A 17,389-nucleotide genomic window follows, 5' to 3' on the forward strand; every position below is an offset into this window, starting at 1 on the left:
GCCCGCGGCGACCAGTGCGAGAACTGCACCCGAGTCCTGGACCCGACCGACCTGATCAACCCGCGCTCGGCGATCAGCGGTTCCACGGACCTGGACCGAACGACCTGAACACGCGCCTCGTTCGCCCGTCGGACACCCCGGTCCTCGCCGACCTCCGCCACGACGCCACGCACATCCCGGCCAGGACGACCGCGACAACCGTACCGGCCACGGCAATCACCGCGTGGTACCGGGCGAAGTCACCGACCATCGCTTCGAGAGCGGGCGGAGTCCGGTCCCCGGTGCCGTCCGGGTAGTCGGCCAGGCCCTGCCCGACTTGATGGAGCGTATCGGCGAGTTCTCCGTGGGAAGCGTGGATCGGCAGCATCGGCAGCAGCGAGGAGAAGGGCGCCGTCGCGCCCTGGACATTGGCCATCACCGCCGCCAGTGCGAACAGCGCGAGCGCCGTGACGACCGCCCCGGCCGACGCGAGAGCGGCCCTGCTCCCCGCCCCGAGACCGCCGGCCTGCAGGAAGGCCTTCCAGAGAAGGACGCCGAGCGCGATGAACACGATCAGCAGGAGCGCAGCGATCACGGCCTTGACCACGTGGTAGTGGCTCCAGTAGTCGGCAATCCTCTCCAGGTCCGGGGAGAAGTTCCGCTCGCCGGACCTCCAGTAGGCGACGAACGACTCGGAGAAGCTGTCGACGAGTTCACCCCGATCGTCGAAGCCGCCGCCCGAGATGCTCGCTGCCAGGGGGCGCGGGGCGATGACGAAGGCAGGGACGAGGAGCACGGCAAGAGCGACGAGCCCCGCGCACACGCGCCAGGAGATATGGGAGGCACCGGCGGGCTGGGACTGCACCCGTGGAGCAAAGGGTCGTGATGTCGGTGTTGTTGTCATGCGGATGACCATTTCGCGCCACCGCCCACCCGGTCACTGCGGTCCGCCGCCCACTTGGGGTGTGGCCTGCCACACCCCGGTCACGAACTGCCCGGTCCCGTCGACCGGGTGACCCCGGGGTGGTGGTCCCGCGCACACCCGGCCGAAGGACTACGGTGTCCCACCACGTACGCCCCTGACCTGCCCCTTCCTACGGTGTGCGACAGAGAACCGTCCCCCGCGCACCGTCCGGAAGGGGTACCCGTGGCCGCCCCGGCAACGAATCCCGGCTCCCGAAGGCCTGAAAAGACTCACGCAGGAGGCAGCCCTCACCCTCGTCCCATCTGGTGAGTCCGCGGTGGCCCATGAGTTCAATGGCCGGACGGTCACAGATCCGTCCCAGCTGTCGGCGGCCGTGGAGGTTCACGGTGAGGATCGCGGAAACCGGCGGTCCAAGAGCAGCGCGGCACCCCACATGACGCTCGGGGCCCATTTCCCGGGCCGGACGGCAGCGCAAGGCCGGGGTGCGCAGCCGGACTCGGGCGGTGCGTGCCCAGGAAACGGGGCCACCCGTGCCCCCGCATTCCTGTAACAGGCATGTATGAGGAGGCGGGCGGGTGGAACGTCCCACGGGCCGAGGGGCTCTCGATGATCAGTAACGCTCGCTCGCAGCGAGCACACGGTACTGACCGCAGAGGAAGAAACAATGCGCGTTCAGAGGATCACCGTTGCCGCCCTGACCCTCGCGACGGTTTCTCGCTCACCGCCTGCCAGGGGAACGAGGAATCCGCCGCGAACGCGAACGACTCCCCGGCCTCCCCCGTGTCCTCGCACGCGTCCTCCTTCTCGGCCGGGGCCCCGGCGCATCCGACGAGAACGCCACGATCAGCGGCGGCGGACCAGCCACCGCGCAGGGCAGCGGTAACGGAAAGATCACCACGGGCCCCTGCAAGTCAACGGGCCCCGACTTCAACGCCTCCCACGGCATGGCCGAGGGCGACCTCATGGTCAGCCCCAAGAACACCGGCGACGACGCCTGCTCGGTCGTCACGCTGTTCCACGCCACGTGTCCGCAGGACACGCATCACGGGAATCCAGACACCCACCCATTCCCGACGCCTTCCCCGAACAGGGCGACAACCACAGTGATGGAGCGGCTCGAACTTCTTCGGACCGGTCCCCTTCGGAGCCTTGTTCACCACGAGGAGCACATTCATGACCAGTCGACCAGCTGACCGGACAGAACCGGAGCAGTCGCGCATAGCGATCAACACGACCCCCACGCGGTCGTTCGGGTCCGCCTTGAGAGCCGCACGACGCGACCGGGGGCTCTCACTCGGACAGCTGGCCCAACTGGTCAACTACAGCAAGAGCCATCTCAGCAGAGTGGAGACCGACGCCAAGGCGCCGACCGACATGCTCGCCCGGCGGTGTGACGAGGTACTGCGCACCGATGGCCGGCTGAGTGGTCTCGTCGACGCCGGCAGGTCCGGCCGCCGCGGCCCGTCGCTCAACCAGTTGCCCAGGGCGGTACCCGGCCTGGTCGGGCGGGCAGCGACCATGTCCGCATTGGACCGCACTCTTCACCTGCCGGGTGCGCGTCGCGACTCGGCGGAGTGCACCGTCGTCGTTGTCGACGGGCAGGCGGGAATCGGCAAGACCAGCACAGCGCTGAACTGGGCCCACGGTGTGGCGCGCCAGTTCCCCGACGGCGTCCTGTTCGCCGATCTGGGCGGCTTCGGCCCCGGCGCTCCGGCCGACACGGCCGATGTCCTGCGCCACTTCATGACGTCCCTCGGCGGACAGGTGGACGCGGAGGTGCCTGCCGAACACCTCGCGGCCCGGTACCGCAGCCTGATGACCGGCAAGCGCGCGCTGATCATGCTGGACAATGCGGCCGACCCCGGACAGGTCAGGCCACTGCTGCCGGCGGCCGGTGGGTGCCACGTGCTGGTGACGAGCCGGGACCGGCTGTCCGGGCTGGTCGTACGGGACGGCGCGGAGCGGGTCACGGTGCCACCGATGACCAAGGACGAGGCATTACGGCTGCTCGAAGCCGTTGCCAGACCGTGGTTCGACCGATCAGCCGCGCCGGACATCGCGCAATCCTGTGGTTATGTCCCGCTGGCCCTGCGTGTCGCCGCCGAGAACATCAACGGGTGGCATCAGTCGCCATTCGGCGGCCTCGGCGACGGGTCGGATGAGGCGACCACATTGCGGACCGTTCTGTCGTGGTCCTACCGCAAGTTGGCGCCTGCTGCGGCGAATGCGTTGCAACGCCTGGCGGTCACCGCCGGTGAGACCGTCTCACCGGCGACCGCAGCCGACCTGCTCGGCACCGGGGTGGACGAAGCCCACGCGCTGCTGGACGCTCTGGCGGAGATTCATCTGCTGCACCAGGTCGCGCCCGGCGCCTATCGTCTCGACCAGCTCACCGCGGCCTTCTCCGCCGAGCTGAACGAGACCCGACCGCTCCGGCCGGCGCCCGACAGCTGACACGTCCAGGTGCGCCGCCTGCCGGACTCCCGTGCGCCGCAACCGCCTCTGCGCAACGAGGACGAGGTCCTCGGCGACGCCGCCCTGACATTCCAGAACCAGCAGTCATCGCCTGACCGGTCCAGGTGGACGGGGCCGCTGAACCCGTTGAACTCGCTCGGGAAGCTGCCCGGATGCCGCGTTCGCCGATGGCACCGGGCAGTGCCGGCAGCGCCCCTCTCCGGGCGCGCGGTCCTTGGCCACCCATGTCACCGTGCCCGGAATGCCGTAGATCTCCGCCGCGCAGAGCAGCAGCGGGTCGAGCGCCGGGCCGACCGGACCGGGTGGGTCATCCCGGGCGACGATGTCGCCGCCCGCGTCGACCGGTTCGAGTTGGCCGGCGGCGCGCACTCCGGGCGTACGGTCCACATGATCGAGGTCACCCACGCCCCGTGGGCCGGGACGTGGGTCGAGGATCACGCCCTCACACAGGGGGCGCGGCTGACACGGGCGCCTGGTAGCCGCGCGACCTGGCCGGCGCCCACGCGGAGGTCGCATCACCAGAGCCGCCGGAGGCGACCGGCAGCGGTCCGGGCCCGGTCAGCACGCCGCACTCTCGTCACACGTGCGCAGCACTGCGAGGGCCGACTCGAAGTCCTCTTCGGCCACCAGCTTGCCCGCCACCAACAGGTAGTCGCCCACGGGCGTGTGCAGCACCGCCTGGCCACCGCTCCAGTGCGTGCGGGCCGTGGCCAGGTCGGTGCGGGTCCGGCGCCGCAGCAGCAGGCCTTGCGCCGGCTTTCCACACCGGACCACGTCGCGAAGCTCGACCGGAGCGACGGCGGTCGGCAGGTTCTCCCGGCGGTCGAGTTCACGCCGAGCGGGCTCGGCCAGCACACGCATCAGCTCGGCGACGTCGCACTGCGGCAGCACGCGGGAGGTGTACCGACCGAGTCCGAGCAGCTCGGGCGCCAGGTGGAACTCCTCGACGAGCGCGGCGATGTCCGCGGCGGCCGGCAACCGCGGCTGCAGCACGTACAGGTCGAGGGCGTCTCTGGGGTGGAACGGACGCTGGAGCCCCTCCTCGGTGAGGCACACCAGCGCTGCCAGGACGGGATCGGTCGGCAGGGTCGTCCGCACCCCCACCCTCTCGAAGTCGCCGAGCAGCGCGGCGGTGGTCAGCTCGACCCGGTACTCGTGATCCACGATCGGCTCGTCGGCTTGCCAGACCATGGTGACCAGCACGTTCCACGCCGGCTCCGCGCCCATCACAGTCACCCAGATCTGGCTCGACTCGTCCGTGGCCAACCGGGCGACCGTCTGCCACAGCCGGCTCTCGTCCCGCGCGAGCAGATCGACATCGCCCTGCGAGCGCAGCACTCCCGGCGGGTACAGCTGCGCCAGCGAGGGTCCCTTCAGCGGGACGACCTCGCCGCCGTCGGGCAGGTCGGCGAGCACACCGGCATATCTGGCGGCGCGGTGCCGGGCCCGGCGCAGCTCGGCGCCGGCGGTGATACCCAGGTCGACGCCCTCGTTCTCCAGCACCGAGAGCACCAGCGCGGGCAGCGTGTAGTGCGCCACCCGCGCGTTGTGCATCAGCTTGGCGAGGCCGTCGCCCGGATCGCAGTCCAGCAGGCCGAACAGCAGGTCCAGCGTGACCTCGGGTGCGGTGGCGTGTGGGATCGTCACGGTTTCAGTACTCATCCGATCACCTTCCACCGCCAGTTCGGTGCGGGCCAGCTGTTGTCCGTTGTCTGCTCGGCAGGAAACGCCGGCAGGTGCGCGCGACAGGGAGTGCACCCGGAGTCGGTGCGGCCCGCGAACAGGATCCCGCCCGACCGCGCGGTGCCTTCGGAGACGAAGCCGCACTGTTCCGCCACCCGTTGCGAGGCGACATTCTCGGTCGCAGCGACCAGGACCACCCACGATCGGGTGGCCGTCGGCGCCCATCGGGACAGCGTGCGACAGGCTGCCGTTGCGACACCGCGACCGCGTGCCGGCGGGCTCACCCGGTTCCGTTCGAACCGGACATCAGGGCTGGAACGTCCGTCGCGGGGCGCGGTCATTCCACATTCCGCACCCAACGGCATTCCCCCCGACGGCAGTACACATTCGGGATTCTCCGCTTTCCGGATTTCCGACGCCATGTCGTCCCCTATTACTTGACCAGCCGTTGCCGGGTTTCCTGCTGAGCAGACAACGGACAACGTCTGGCTCGCGGCGAGGTCGCCACGCCAGACTTGTCGAAGTCGGCAGCCAGCGACCGAATACGTACAAGCCGTACGTGCGTTGGCCGCGGACTTGAAAGGAGTGACCCCATGCGCAAGCACGTCTCAGCCCTGCGCCCGCGTCTCGACAAGATCAGCAAGATCAAGAAGCACTGACCGGCTAGGTCGCACGGGTGGGCGCCACCGCTTTTCGGTGGCGCCCACTATTACGGAAAACTGGTCCAGGAGAATGCCGTGCTCGTACAGAAAGCGATTGATTCGGTTATTCGGAGCGATATGCGCACCGCCAGTATCTGCCTGGCCGTGGACATGGGCTCACGCGACGATCCCGGAGCAGCGTCCGGCGTCGCTCATCTGCTCGAACATCTGTTGATGGCTTCTCCGGTCCGGGACCAACCCTCGCTGGCCGAGTGCGTGGAACGCACCGGCGGCCGGGCGAACGCGGAGACCGGGCTGGACCGGATGCTGTTCCAGTGCCAGGTGCTCGCGGAGGATCTCGCCGAGGTCGTCGATCTGCTGATCCGCGCCACGACCACGCCCGAATACGACGACAACATCCTGGCAGCCGAACGCGCGGTGGTACTGCGTGAACTGGACGCCGCCGCGGCCGATCCCGCGGACACGGTGCAGGACGCATTCCTGGCCGCGCTCTTTCCCGACCATCCACTCGGCCGCCCGGTCGGCGGCACGCCGGACAGTGTGCGCAGCATCGACCCACAGGTCGTACGAGACCACCACGCCCTGATGTTCGGCGGCCGCCGGCTGGCTCTCTCGGTCGTCGGGCCGAAGGCGCCCGACATCGACCAGGCCCGGTCCGCGCTCGCGGCCGGTCTGCCGGTCGCACGGCCGCTCGTCCCGCTCGGCGCGGTGCGACACCAGGAGATCTGCTGGCCCGAGGAGTACTCCTGGGTCAGCATCGGCGGCCGATCGGCTGCGGCAGGCACGCCGGAGCGCAGCCGCTTCGAGATCCTGGCGGCACTGTGCGGTGCGAGTCCGTTCTCTCCGCTGTACCGCGCGCTGCGCAACGAGCATGGTCTGGCCTACTCATTCCATTCCTGGCACCGCGGCTACGCGGAGGCCGGTGCCTGGCGGGTGCTGATCGGCACGGACCCCGATCGCGGCCCGGACGTCGTGCAGGTGGTCACCGCCATACTGCGCGACTTGGCGGAGCGCGGTCCGTCCGACGAGGACCTCGACGCGGCCCATCGACAGGTGTGCAGCGCGCTTGTGTTCGACACCGAGGACCCACTCGAACACGCCCGTCGGCTCGCCGCCGGCGCGGTGGCCGGTGCGCCGTTCTCCGCCGACGTGGACATGGCGCAGCTCCGCGCTGTCACCGCGGACGACGTCGCCCGGGCCGCTCAGCACATACTGCGGGATCTCGTGGTGACTGTACGTCCGGAGCCCACGCGATGACGGTGACGGACTACCTGGAGATGGCCGGTCAGGCCGACGTGCTGCGAGATTTCGAAGGCAGTCGGTTCGTGGCCGACGAGCAGACCGACCCAGTGAGCGGCGAGCGCCGCCTGCTGGTCACCTACTGCCCGGCTGCCCTGGCCACGAACGCGGACTGGTGGGCAGCGCTGCCAAGGATCGCCGCCGACCTCGTCGACGCGCCGGACGCCATTCTCGTGCGCCTGCACCACACCGACGGGGCCCCGCCGCGGCCGTGGATCCGCCACACCAGCTACCTCCGCCACGCCGGCGGACCGGCCGCGGACACACCGGCCACGTCGGCCGCACCGGCCGCACCGGCCACACCGTCCGTGATGACGGTGCGACGGGCGGAGCCGGAGGACGAGGCCGCCCTGCGGCGCTGGGTCGGCCAAGCGCTGGTCAACGGGGCCGCCCACGGACCGGCCGGAACCCTCGGCGACACCGCGGAGATCGCGGCCGGACTGCTGGCCCTCCCCGGGCGAAAGAGTTTCGTGGCCGAACGCGGCACGACCGCCATCGGCCACGCGACCCTGCTCTGCGCGGAGCGGGACGAGGTCACTGGTGAGGCGTACGTCGAACTGTTCGACGTGCTCGTCGAGGCCGACGACGAGGTTCGGCGCGCGGCCACCGACGCGCTCACCCGTGCGTGTATCCGGCAGGCCACCAAGGCCGGGGCTCCGCTGATCGGCAATGTCGTACATTCCGTCACTGATGGCGGGAGCGGGCACGGCGACCGCATCGTCGCGAAGCTGATCACTCAGGGATGGAACCCCGATCACACGCTCTGGTACCGCCAGTGCGGGGTGACCGTGTCATGAGCGCCGTCGTCACGGAAGCACTGACCCGGTCGTATCCGGGCAAGCGTTCGGATGCAACGCCGTTCGTCGCCCTGGACCACGTCGACCTGAGGATCGACGAGGGCGAGGTGCACGGGCTGCTCGGGCCCAACGGCGCCGGCAAGACGACGCTGTGCCGCATCCTGTCCACGGTGCTGTGCCCGACCTCCGGCACCGCGCGAGTGTTCGGACACGACGTGGACATCGCGCCCAACGAGGTCCGGCGGATCGTCGGTGTGGTGTTCGGCGGCGAGCGTGGGCTGTACGGGCGGCTCACCTGCAAGCAGAACCTGCGTTTCTGGGCGGCGCTGTACGGGCTGCACGGCTCCGCCCTGCGGGCGCGCGTCGACGAGCTGCTGGAGCGCACGGGACTGGCGGGCCGGGCGAACGATCGCGTCGACACGATGTCCCGGGGCATGAAGCAGCGGCTGCACATCGCGCGCGGGCTGGTCGCCGATCCGCCGCTGCTCATCTTCGACGAACCCACCGCCGGCCTGGACCCGATCTCCGCCCGCGACTTCCGTGCCCTGGTCACCGACCTGCGCGGCAGCGGCCACACCATCATCCTGGCCACGCACGACATGACCGAGGCGGAGGCCCTGTGCGACCGGGTCACCTTCATCGATCACGGCCGGGTGATCGCTACCGAGAACACCATCGGAATACGGAATCTCGTCGCCCGTGTCGACGCCGTCGAAGCGCGGCAGGTGCCCCCCGACACCGTGGCCGGCCTCCGCGGAGTCTCCGGCGTGCGCGCTGTCGAACAGGCGGCGGACGACTCGATCCGGGTGCTGACCGACAGCGAGACAACGACCCGAGCGGTGCTGGCCTTCCTGCTGGAGGCCGGCGTGAGCCAGCTGAGCACCCCCGGTCCGACGCTGGCCGACGTGTATCTCAGCCTCATAGAGGACCGTGGGATGGCGGTCCGGTGACGCGGCAGTTCTGGGCGGCGGTCACCCTCCAGCTCCGGCTGTCCGCCGCCACCCCCGATTCCTATCTGGTCTGCGTCACCACCCCGCTGTTGACCACGTTCATCGTCACCGTGGACCGATGGACCGGGCACCAGACGCAGATCGGCAACGCCGTGGTCGCGCCCACGCTGATCGCAGTGTGGATGCTCGCCCTGTCGGTGGCCGGCAACGCGATCACCGAGGACCGGCTCATCGGCACGTTGGAGGCGCAGCTCGGCGCCCCGGCGCCGCTGGCCGTCACGCTGTTCGGGCGGATGTGCTCGGTCTCGCTCATAGGGCTGGTCGCGTTCGCCGAGGCCTGGACCGCGGTCAGCCTGCTGGGCGGCACCGGCTGGATGCCGGTGCCGCACCCGGTGGTGCTGATCTGTTGCCTGGTCACCAGCGGCTTGGCCGCCGCAGGCACGACCACCCTGCTCTCGCCGCTCTACGTGCTGTTGCCTTCCGCCCGGGTCCTGCAGAACACCCTGAGCTATCCGCTCTACCTGCTCGGCGGCCTGGCGGTACCCCTGACCATGTTCCCCTGGTGGCTGCGGACCGTGACGGACTTGATCTTCCTGACCTGGTCCGCGGACCTCATGCGGGCCAGTCTCGCCCCGGCTGCCGTCACCGCCGCCCCGTTGCGGCTGCTGGCGATCGTGGTGCTCGGTGCCGCGGGTTTCCTCATCGGAACGGTCCTGATGCGCCGGATGATCGACCGAGCATGCCGGGAGGGCACCGTGGTGCTGACATGAGCCGCACGTTGCGGGTGATCACCTACAGCGCGGCCAACGCTGCGGCCGACATGCGTGCCATCTATACCTGGCGCATCTGGTTGTTCGGCTGGCTGGGCCGGATGCTGGCGCAGGCCGTCTTCTTCGCTCTCCTGGGGCGCTCCGCCGGCAGCCTGTCCCATACCGCGTACCTCGCGGTCGGCAGCTGCCTCATGAGCAGTGTGATCGAGTGCATGGCTGTGATCTCGTCCACGACTTGGGAGCGCGCCGCCGGCACGCTGGAGTTCCTCGCCGCAGTGCCGAGCCGCCCGGTCTGGGTGTTCTTCGGGCGCAGCCTCCAGTGGCCGGCCAGCGCCAGCGCGACCACGGTCGTATCGATGTTCACCGTCGCCCCGCTGTTCGGCGTGGCCTGGCGGCCGGGCCAGGTCCCCGCGCTGGTCGGCCTCATCGTGCTGACCTCGCTGTCCACCTACTGCTTCGGCCTGCTGCTCGCGGCCCTCGTACTCAACGCGAATGGGGCCCGCAACCTGGTGGCGAACGGAGTGTCGCTCACCATGATGATCATCTGCGGCGTGCAGATCCCGGTGGAACGCTGGCCGGCGGTCGTGCGCGTCGTCGCGCTCGCGCTACCGCCCACGTGGACCCTGCGGGCGGTGCGCGCGGTTCTGGCCGACGACGGAACCGCCGCCCTGGCCGCCGCCGGCGCGGCCGCCGCGCTGGGCGTCGGCTGGCTTGTCGCGGCGGACGTGATGTTCACGATGTTCCTGAACCGCAGCAGACGTACTGGTCGGACCGACCACTTCTAGGGTGCGTGTCCAGTCGTGATCAAGTTGCGGGATTCGCCTTCGCTGCGGGGCCTGGTCCAGTAGATCTTCTTGCGTGACGCGCGTACAACTCGCTGATGCTGAACGGGCGTTCATCGGAACGTACCTGCCGATCGGCGAGTATGGCGTCCGCGTGGCCGGGTCCCTGCCCCTGGGCGAGGTCCGCGGCCACGACCTGATCCGGCTCGGGTTGGCAGCGCTGGTGGTCGTACGGGACCTGCGTGGCCACTGGGTGCCGGCGTCAGTGGAGGAGCTGGAGCGGTTCGACACCGACGTGCTGTCCGGGTTCGTACTCGCGCGGGCCTCCGCGGGGCTGGCGGACGGAACGGTCGCCCATGAGGATGGCCACTGAATTCCCTGCCATCCTTGTCTGCATGTCCGCGCGAAATCGAAGACTGCCCCGGCACCGTGCCTGGCCGCTGACCACCACCGACATCAACGAGTGTCTTGGCCCTTACATGACCCGCGTCACGGACCTGGGGTTCCTCACCGGGCATGAGAGCGGGACGATCGTCCTGGGAGTCGAATGGGTTGCTCCAGAACCCTTCAACTACGGCCGCGGCATCCACCCGGACGCGGTCGGTCTCCGCATCGATGTCCACCCCGTCGATGCCACTGAACGTGTCGCCACCCGCGCTGTTCTACGAGCGCATGCCCTCCCGCAACTCCGCGAATGGATCACGCAGGCGATCGCTGCCGACGAGACCTGGCAACTCACTCCCCACCAGCACTACTGGCGGCTCACCGGCGGTCACCTCACCCACCGCGACGAAGCGTGAACCAAGTCCGGACGACACTCACACCCCCACATCAGCAAGGTCACACACGCGGGTTCACCACGAACCGAAGGGGTCGCACCCAGGAATCAGGACCCCGACCCTCGTGTCCCCGCCGAGAAACCTTCAGTTCCCTTGAACTCACGGGCCTCTTGGGGTGCCGGTAAGAACCGTGTCACCAGCCACAACGGCGGCGTTTCGGCCGTCGCGTACTCCGTGAGGAGCCCTTCACCTCACCGTGAGGGGGGCGAGCGCCTTCCAGAAGGCATAGTGGTGGTCGGCCTCGAAGTCGGTGTACCCGATGCGGCCGGACGCGAGCCGTTGCACGTACGGGCCGCGGGTCGTGAACCGCTTCCATATGGGCATGCCATGCCCGTTCACCTGCCCAGTGCTCGCGAACCGGCTCCAATAGGCGATCACCGTGTCCGACAGCCCGGCTTGCGCGGCGTCGAGCGGCTCGAACAGGTCGTTGTCGAACAGATAGGCCAGGTCGATCATGTGGCCGGTACCGAGCGAGAAGCTCGCCGGCCGCGGCACGCTCTTGAAGTACGGGGCCTTGACCTCGGCGAAGTCATAGGCGTAGACGGGGGTGTAGCGGGCCAGCGCGCGCTGGGTGTCTAGCGCCGCGGTCGACCACTCCGAGTCGGTCAGCGCCGCCGACAGCGCCGCCCCTGGCGCCGGGTAGTTCGCGACTGGGTACTCGGCCAGGATCGCGGGAGCGTCCTTTCCGAACTGCTCGGTGACCTTCTTGGCGTACCCCTCGGCGGTCAGTGGCCTCCCTGTCATGATTTCGTCGAGCCCGGCCAGCCCACTCATCTCGTCGTGAGTGGAGCCGTGCAGCACCGGAACTCGGGCGAACCGCCCGGCGGCGATCGCCCGTGACGGGGCCTCGGGCAGCACCTTGCCGTCCACCACGGGCCGGTAGCCGTCGTGTCCGGAGGCGGACGCCTTGATGAGCTCGGCGGTGGACCTGCGCCGCAGGCAGGAGTCGACGGTGCGCGGATCGTCGCAGCCCGCGGCTTTGGCGACGGCGAGGCCGTTGGTCTCCGCCTGCGTGCGGGTGAACGAGCCGTCCGGTCCGACGCAGCCCGCACTCTGCACGATCGCCTTGCTGAAGAGTCCGCGGGCTCCGGGTGAGACCAGCTGGGCGCAGCCGCTGTAGCCGCCGCCCGACTGGCCCATGATTGTGACATTGCGGGGGTCGCCGCCGAAGGCACCGGCGTTGCGGTTGATCCATTTCAGCGCGGCCTGCTGGTCAAGGAGGCCGAGGTTGGCCGGTGCGCGCAGGCCGGGCGCGGTGAGGAAGCCGAACGCGCCAAGCCGGTAGTTGATCGTCACGACCACCGCACCCTGCTGCGCGGCGGCCAGCTTGGCCGCGCGGTAGGTGGCGCCGTCGCCGTAGGTGAAGCTGCCGCCGTGAATCCAGACGATGGCCGGCAGTCGTCCCGTCGTCCGCCGGTCCGGAGTCGTGACGTTCAGGTAGAGGCAGTCCTCGCTGCCGCCGTCCTCGATCGAGATGGGCTGGTCGGTCGGCTGCGCGCAGGCGCTCTTCGGGGCGCGGGCGTCCAGCGGCGATGACCAAGGGCGCACCGGCTGCGGCTCCTTCCACCTGCGTTCTCCGGTCGGCGGGGCCGCGTAGGGGATGCCCTGGAACGTGCGCACTGCACCAGCGGCCACGCCCTGGACCGGGCCCTCGGCGGTCATCACCCGGGTGGGGAGGACTTGGGCGCTGGGGCGCGCGGAGGCGAGGCCTGCCGTGATCACCGTGGCGGCGAGCGTTGCGGAGACGGTCACCGTGGCAAGGACAGCGACGCGGGACTTCGTGGTGCTCATCTGGGCTCCCGGAATCGGCGTGATCTTCGATGCTCGGAACGGTAGCCAGGATTTAGGCAGATGCGCAAGACGTTTGCCTAAGGCGTTTGCCTGCCTAAGGCGTTCGCCTGGCGCAAACGTGCAGATTGTTGCTAGGGTCCGCGTCATGGGAAACCGGGAGAAGCTGCTGGAGGCCGCCAGACAGTGCCTCTTCACGAAGGGCTACGAGCGCACGACGGTCCGCGACCTCGCCTCCACGGCGGGCGTGAGTATGGCGGCGATCGGCTATCACTTCGGCTCGAAGGAGGCGCTGCTCAACCAGGCGCTCTTCGAGGCGCTCGACTCGGGAGACCAGGCCTTCGGGCCGTCGGCGGGCGATAGCGACCTCGGCGCGCTATGGCGTCGCCTGATCGAGGCGTTCTCGGTCAACAAGACCTTCTGGATCGCCAATCTGGAGACCGTCCTGCGCGCGCAGCGCGATCCGGAGCTGCGTGAGCAGGTGGCCGCCGGGCTGCGGCAGGGACGCAGCGGCATGGCGCGAGAGGTCACCGGGACCGCCGAGACCGAGCTCTCCGAAGCGACGATCCGCACCGTCGGCTCGGTGCAGCTCGCCCTCGTCAGCGGCCTGATGATGCAGCATCTCACCGACCCCGAGTCCGCGCCCACCGCCGACGAGGTGCTGGCGGGTCTGCGGGCGCTGGCCACCTACCTGCCCGAGGAGGCGTGAGGCTCGGTCCCCGGACCGAAGGCACACGGCCGCCACGGCGCCGTCCGCTCGACCCGTGTCCACGATGGGTGGACAGTTGCTCGACCGGCAGATCCAGGCCCTCACAGAAGCGGGCTGCATGCTGTCGACCTAGAGCTGTCAGACAACATTGGTCAGTCTTGGGCGAGTTCTCATGAACGACCCTTTGTCCGAGCAAGATCAAGAGCGGTCCGCCGAACTTCTGTCGATCTTCGATCGGTTCTCGGAACCCGTTCTCACGCAAAAGCAGGCCGGACCCCCTTCTGAGACTTGCGTTGTGCGAGGATTCAGGGACACAACCCCTCGGTGGGCAGCGTCTACCGGGCGCTCGCCGAGCACGCCAAGCGCGACGCGTAACCCGAAGCTGTAGAGGCGGCGCACGCCGACTTCGCCGCCCTCCAGACCGGTGAAGTCCCCGGCCCGCGTACGGAGACCGAACCCGCTCGGTGACGCCGTGCCACGTCAGCGGCTACCGCTGATTCCCGTTCGGATACTCTCCGAGGCCCCCACTGCCTCAAGGGCGTGGGAGGAGCCCCACGCGCCGCACCGGGCACCAGCCCAAGTACCTCCAGTACGAGAGGCTTGCGCTCAGCACCTTCCACGCGCTGCACCGTACCCGGCCGGTGACGCAAGGAGCCATTTCCAACCTGCTGACCGGATGCGGCAGTTGGTGTGACGATCGCCACCCCGCATGTTGCGCCCTCCGCCGGAGCCTGCTCCAAGCAGTCCAGCGACGTGCAGTGCTCGGGCTGGAGGACCGTGATGAACTCTCCGGCGTCCTGTGGCCGGCCCAGCGCGGCGTGCACGTCCCGTTGCCCTCGAAATCCGCCGGCAGGTCGCCCTCCGGGTCACGCCACCGGTTCGCCCCCACCACCCGGATCTGCCGCCTGCGCACGGCGTCCCGCGAGTCGCCGCGTCGAGTGCGGTGTTCCACGTCGCCCGGATCCACTCGTCGGCTCCTGACCGTACCGGGCGTGTCCGCGGACGATGTCGCGCGTACGCTGCGGCACGGCGAGGGGAACCACCGGCGCGAGGCGGTCGGCGAGCCGGTCCTGTTCAGCCGCCTGGCCGACCGGACCGGACGCAACGCCTTCGTGGGCAACCTCCTGGCGCCCTTTCACAAGACCTCGGGCCGGTGAATCCGCGGCAACGACAAAGTCCTGGTCTACCTGTGCGACGCCGCGTTCGCGCCGCGAACCCGGACCAGGCCCACGCTGGAGTACGGCAGTTCGTCGACCTCCTCCACAGGCACGTCGCGCTGCTTGGCGAGCAGCCGCACAAGGTCGAGGTCGGCGCTCGCCCCGCGCCGGACGAGGATCCGCCACGGGACGCGGCGCAGCAGTACGCGGATGGTCTCGCTGACGCCGGGCTTGACGAACCTGGTGTTGTGGATGCCGTACTCCTCGCTGATCCGCTCGACGGCTGCCCACCCCCACCATGTGGGCGTACGGTCGGCGGCGGCCAGCTCCTCGGCGTCGGCGGCGACATCGGCCTCGACGTCCGGGAAACGGGCGGAGACCGTGTCGAGGAAGTCGCGGGAGACGTCGGCGTCGGCGAGCTCACGGTAGAACTTGGCTCCGTGGAAATCGTGCGGGCCGATGAGGTCGGCGCGGAGAACACTCCGCGATATCAGCCCGGCAACGGTGGAGTTGAGGCAGGCGGAGGGGATGAGGATGTCGTCGCGCGAGCCATAGGTCTCCACGCACGAGCCGGGGTCGGCGAGGACCGTGAGGCGAGGGTCGAAGGGGGTGCCGCGCAGTTCCTCGGCCAGTTGGCGGGTGACGGAGCCCTTACCGGTCCAGCCGTCGACGAAGACGACATCGGCCGGGTCGTGGTGGTCGGCCAGCCACCGCAGGGCGGTTGTGTCGATGCCGCGGCCGAAAATCATGGAGAGCGCGTAGTGCGGCAGGTCGAGGCCGTGCGCATGCCGCGCCCAATGGCGCATCAGCGCGCCGACGGGGGTGCCGGCGCGGAGGAGCGAAACGAGGACGGGGCGGGGTGACCGCTCGCTGAGCACGGTCTCGGTGACGACACCGATGGCACGGGCGGTACGGACCGCGGAATCCTCGAGCGCGGCCCGGTAGAGGTCCAGGTACGACGCGTCCGGCTGGTACTCGATGGGCAGCGCCTCGCGGTAGCGGGCGCCGCCGCCCAGGACGGCTTCCTCGCGCTCCTCCGTGGGGGTGGTCTCAAGGGCCACTCCAGAGAGGTCCTTGAGCAGCCAGCCGACATCCTCGGGGGCGTACGAGGAAAACGCGGGGCCGCGCAGGGGGATGCCGGAAGCACGCCCCTGACAGTCCGCCGGTAGAGGTGCGCTGCGTTCGGCTTCAGTTGCCATGGCCCGGCCTTTCTGCAAGGACGACACCGGCTGTGTACGCGGGAATCAGGGCCTCGTTCAGGATGGACATCTCGTTCACTGCTCCGCGAGGCGCGCCAGCGTGCGGCCCCGAACCGCGGGATCGAGCATGTCCGCGTTTATATAGAAGCGCCGCGCTCCCCCGACAAGGTCGCTCATGCGCCGCTTCATCTCCGTGAAGGCGGCACTGTATCGGTAGAAGTCGTTGTCCAGATGGGCGAACATGTCGTCCTTCAATCCGTAGGCACCGGGCGCACAGGCGAAGAGGTCCAAGAACGCCGTGAAAGGCTCCGCCTCAATTTCATCGAAGCAGGGGGGCCGGTCCGGGTTGTAGTCGATGACACACAGGTTGCGGACCGTGGCTTCGGCGATCGCCTCGCGACCGAAGACGAGATCGGGATCAAGCCGATACTCGGATGCTTCCAGGTGTTTCTCCAGCTGGCCCGAAGCAATGAGCTGGTCGAAGCCCGGGCCCTTCCGGACCCGCATCGCCGAAGGTACGCCATGTACAGTTTCTCCGTCTGTCAGCACATGCGTATTGCACAAGAACCGCGCACCCGCGGCACAGGCCTGTGTGAGGAAGACGGTCTTCCCGGCTTTCTGGCGGCCGAACAGCAGGGTGGCGCCCTGCGGCTGGACGAAAGCTGCGGCTTTGAGGTGCACGAGACCGTGATCGATAGCGAAGTCGGTGAGCAGACGTTTGGTGAAGTACGGCCAGAGGATGCGCTCCAACTCGCGACCGAAGACATAGATGCGATCACCACGAGTCACCAGGTGGGCGGGCGGACCGAAATGGTGGGTGATGTAGGAGCCTCCGCGAAATCGGTCGGCGCGGTATCCCTGGTCCACAAGGGGCTCGATCAGCGCCGGATCGATCGGGTCCAGGGTCAGATCCACAAAGACGATTTCGTATGCGCAGGCCGCCTCGGGAGAGGCGAACCGCGTATAGAAGGCGTACCCGGCGAAGTCCGCGACGTTGCTGGAGACGCGAACCTTGAACAAGTTGAGATCGATCACCCGGGACGACCTGATCGTGTAGTGCTGACCGAGAGCGTCACGCACGTCATCACGTGTGTCCGGTGCGACCGAGGTCGGAGAGATCTGCGAAGTCATGTCTTCCTGCCTTTCAAGAGTTCCTACGGCTTCCGGAGTGAACGGCCACGGCTACCTCACCGCCGCGATCGGCCCGATGGGCGGAACAGCCGAGCCGGTGAGTAGATCCGATCGATCGTCGTGATGCCGCTGCCTTCGCCGGCCGGCTGAGGTCAGTCGGAAACTGCCGCGAGATCGCCGCGAACAACGACACCACCGTGGACCTGCGCATACTGGTCCCCTGTCCGTTTCCTGCACTGCCTGT

15 protein-coding genes and 2 pseudogenes are annotated in these 17,389 nt (G+C 69.0%); 11 read left to right on the top strand and 6 right to left on the bottom strand.

The window, feature by feature from the left end; translation table 11 throughout:
• Positions 1-96 (top strand): annotated as a pseudogene (locus tag AB0D53_RS36685) (class I tRNA ligase family protein); the annotation flags it as partial.
• On the opposite strand, the gene AB0D53_RS36690 reads toward AB0D53_RS36685, so the two are convergent.
• Positions 74-844 (bottom strand): hypothetical protein, encoded by a 771-nt coding sequence (locus AB0D53_RS36690; protein WP_362453695.1) that lies wholly within the window; start codon positions 842-844, stop codon positions 74-76. The pseudogene AB0D53_RS36685 and the gene AB0D53_RS36690 sit on opposite strands and share 23 nt — an antisense overlap.
• A gap of 1,233 nt (positions 845-2,077) precedes the next feature.
• Between AB0D53_RS36690 and AB0D53_RS36695 the strand changes: the two genes are divergently transcribed.
• Positions 2,078-3,358, top strand: coding sequence for a helix-turn-helix domain-containing protein (locus AB0D53_RS36695; RefSeq protein ID WP_362453696.1), 1,281 nt, complete (start codon positions 2,078-2,080; stop codon positions 3,356-3,358).
• 579 nt (positions 3,359-3,937) lie between these two features.
• On the opposite strand, the gene AB0D53_RS36700 is transcribed toward AB0D53_RS36695, so the two are convergent.
• Both AB0D53_RS36700 and AB0D53_RS36705 read right to left on the bottom strand, forming a co-directional pair.
• Positions 3,938-5,041, bottom strand: coding sequence for a hypothetical protein (locus tag AB0D53_RS36700; RefSeq protein WP_362453697.1), 1,104 nt, complete (start codon positions 5,039-5,041; stop codon positions 3,938-3,940).
• Positions 5,038-5,484: a GNAT family protein gene (locus AB0D53_RS36705; protein WP_362453698.1), complete on the bottom strand. Its 447-nt coding sequence runs from the start codon at positions 5,482-5,484 to the stop codon at positions 5,038-5,040. Before AB0D53_RS36705 ends, AB0D53_RS36700 begins: the two co-directional genes overlap by 4 nt.
• A 357-nt stretch (positions 5,485-5,841) precedes the next feature.
• Between AB0D53_RS36705 and AB0D53_RS36710 the strand changes: the two genes are divergently transcribed.
• From AB0D53_RS36710 to AB0D53_RS36740, 7 genes are all read left to right on the top strand, one after another.
• Positions 5,842-6,981, top strand: a complete 1,140-nt coding sequence (locus AB0D53_RS36710) for a pitrilysin family protein (protein WP_362453699.1) — start codon at positions 5,842-5,844, stop codon at positions 6,979-6,981.
• Complete coding sequence (locus AB0D53_RS36715; protein WP_362453700.1) at positions 6,978-7,820, top strand: hypothetical protein; 843 nt, start codon at positions 6,978-6,980, stop codon at positions 7,818-7,820. The genes AB0D53_RS36710 and AB0D53_RS36715 overlap by 4 nt, the downstream gene beginning before the upstream one ends.
• Positions 7,817-8,770 (top strand): ABC transporter ATP-binding protein, encoded by a 954-nt coding sequence (locus AB0D53_RS36720; RefSeq protein ID WP_362453701.1) that lies wholly within the window; start codon positions 7,817-7,819, stop codon positions 8,768-8,770. The genes AB0D53_RS36715 and AB0D53_RS36720 overlap by 4 nt, the downstream gene beginning before the upstream one ends.
• Positions 8,767-9,540, top strand: coding sequence for an ABC transporter permease (locus AB0D53_RS36725; protein WP_362453702.1), 774 nt, complete (start codon positions 8,767-8,769; stop codon positions 9,538-9,540). The genes AB0D53_RS36720 and AB0D53_RS36725 overlap by 4 nt, the downstream gene beginning before the upstream one ends.
• Positions 9,537-10,325, top strand: a complete 789-nt coding sequence (locus tag AB0D53_RS36730; RefSeq protein ID WP_362453703.1) for an ABC transporter permease — start codon at positions 9,537-9,539, stop codon at positions 10,323-10,325. Before AB0D53_RS36725 ends, AB0D53_RS36730 begins: the two co-directional genes overlap by 4 nt.
• A 151-nt stretch (positions 10,326-10,476) precedes the next feature.
• Entirely contained in the window at positions 10,477-10,695 is a 219-nt protein-coding gene (locus AB0D53_RS36735) for a hypothetical protein (protein WP_362453704.1), read from the top strand.
• Between the two features lie 22 nt (positions 10,696-10,717).
• Positions 10,718-11,122, top strand: a complete 405-nt coding sequence (locus tag AB0D53_RS36740) for a hypothetical protein (RefSeq protein WP_362453705.1) — start codon at positions 10,718-10,720, stop codon at positions 11,120-11,122.
• A 225-nt stretch (positions 11,123-11,347) separates the two neighbouring features.
• Here the strand turns inward: AB0D53_RS36740 and AB0D53_RS36745 are convergent, their stop codons facing one another.
• Complete coding sequence (locus AB0D53_RS36745; RefSeq protein WP_362453706.1) at positions 11,348-12,952, bottom strand: carboxylesterase family protein; 1,605 nt, start codon at positions 12,950-12,952, stop codon at positions 11,348-11,350.
• A 145-nt stretch (positions 12,953-13,097) separates the two neighbouring features.
• On the opposite strand from AB0D53_RS36745, the gene AB0D53_RS36750 reads away from it, so the two are divergent.
• Positions 13,098-13,658 (top strand): TetR family transcriptional regulator, encoded by a 561-nt coding sequence (locus tag AB0D53_RS36750; protein ID WP_362453707.1) that lies wholly within the window; start codon positions 13,098-13,100, stop codon positions 13,656-13,658.
• A 992-nt stretch (positions 13,659-14,650) separates the two neighbouring features.
• A complete protein-coding gene (locus AB0D53_RS36755; protein WP_362453708.1) occupies positions 14,651-14,815 on the top strand; it encodes a hypothetical protein in 165 nt (54 codons plus the stop codon).
• 26 nt (positions 14,816-14,841) lie between these two features.
• Here AB0D53_RS36755 and AB0D53_RS36760 read toward each other — a convergent pair.
• Positions 14,842-15,948 (bottom strand): annotated as a pseudogene (locus AB0D53_RS36760) (cysteine protease StiP family protein); the annotation flags it as partial.
• Positions 15,949-16,089: 141 nt separating this feature from the next.
• Positions 16,090-17,145: a FomB family phosphonate monophosphate kinase gene (locus AB0D53_RS36765; protein ID WP_362453709.1), complete on the bottom strand. Its 1,056-nt coding sequence runs from the start codon at positions 17,143-17,145 to the stop codon at positions 16,090-16,092.
• Between the last annotated feature and the right edge of the window lie 244 nt (positions 17,146-17,389).

It is taken from the genome of Streptomyces sp. NPDC048295 (assembly GCF_040652135.1).
Lineage (GTDB): Bacteria > Actinomycetota > Actinomycetes > Streptomycetales > Streptomycetaceae > Streptomyces.

Excerpts from the sequence above, each read along its gene's own strand:
- AB0D53_RS36695 (WP_362453696.1), top strand. The coding sequence starts at position 2,078 with ATGACCAGTCGACCAGCTGACCGGACAGAACCGGAGCAGTCGCGCATA.
- AB0D53_RS36700 (WP_362453697.1), bottom strand. The coding sequence starts at position 5,041 with ATGAGTACTGAAACCGTGACGATCCCACACGCCACCGCACCCGAGGTC.
- AB0D53_RS36705 (WP_362453698.1), bottom strand. The coding sequence starts at position 5,484 with ATGGCGTCGGAAATCCGGAAAGCGGAGAATCCCGAATGTGTACTGCCG.
- AB0D53_RS36710 (WP_362453699.1), top strand. The coding sequence starts at position 5,842 with ATGCGCACCGCCAGTATCTGCCTGGCCGTGGACATGGGCTCACGCGAC.
- AB0D53_RS36715 (WP_362453700.1), top strand. The coding sequence starts at position 6,978 with ATGACGGTGACGGACTACCTGGAGATGGCCGGTCAGGCCGACGTGCTG.
- AB0D53_RS36720 (WP_362453701.1), top strand. The coding sequence starts at position 7,817 with ATGAGCGCCGTCGTCACGGAAGCACTGACCCGGTCGTATCCGGGCAAG.
- AB0D53_RS36730 (WP_362453703.1), top strand. The coding sequence starts at position 9,537 with ATGAGCCGCACGTTGCGGGTGATCACCTACAGCGCGGCCAACGCTGCG.
- AB0D53_RS36740 (WP_362453705.1), top strand. The coding sequence starts at position 10,718 with ATGTCCGCGCGAAATCGAAGACTGCCCCGGCACCGTGCCTGGCCGCTG.
- AB0D53_RS36745 (WP_362453706.1), bottom strand. The coding sequence starts at position 12,952 with ATGAGCACCACGAAGTCCCGCGTCGCTGTCCTTGCCACGGTGACCGTC.
- AB0D53_RS36750 (WP_362453707.1), top strand. The coding sequence starts at position 13,098 with ATGGGAAACCGGGAGAAGCTGCTGGAGGCCGCCAGACAGTGCCTCTTC.
- AB0D53_RS36765 (WP_362453709.1), bottom strand. The coding sequence starts at position 17,145 with ATGACTTCGCAGATCTCTCCGACCTCGGTCGCACCGGACACACGTGAT.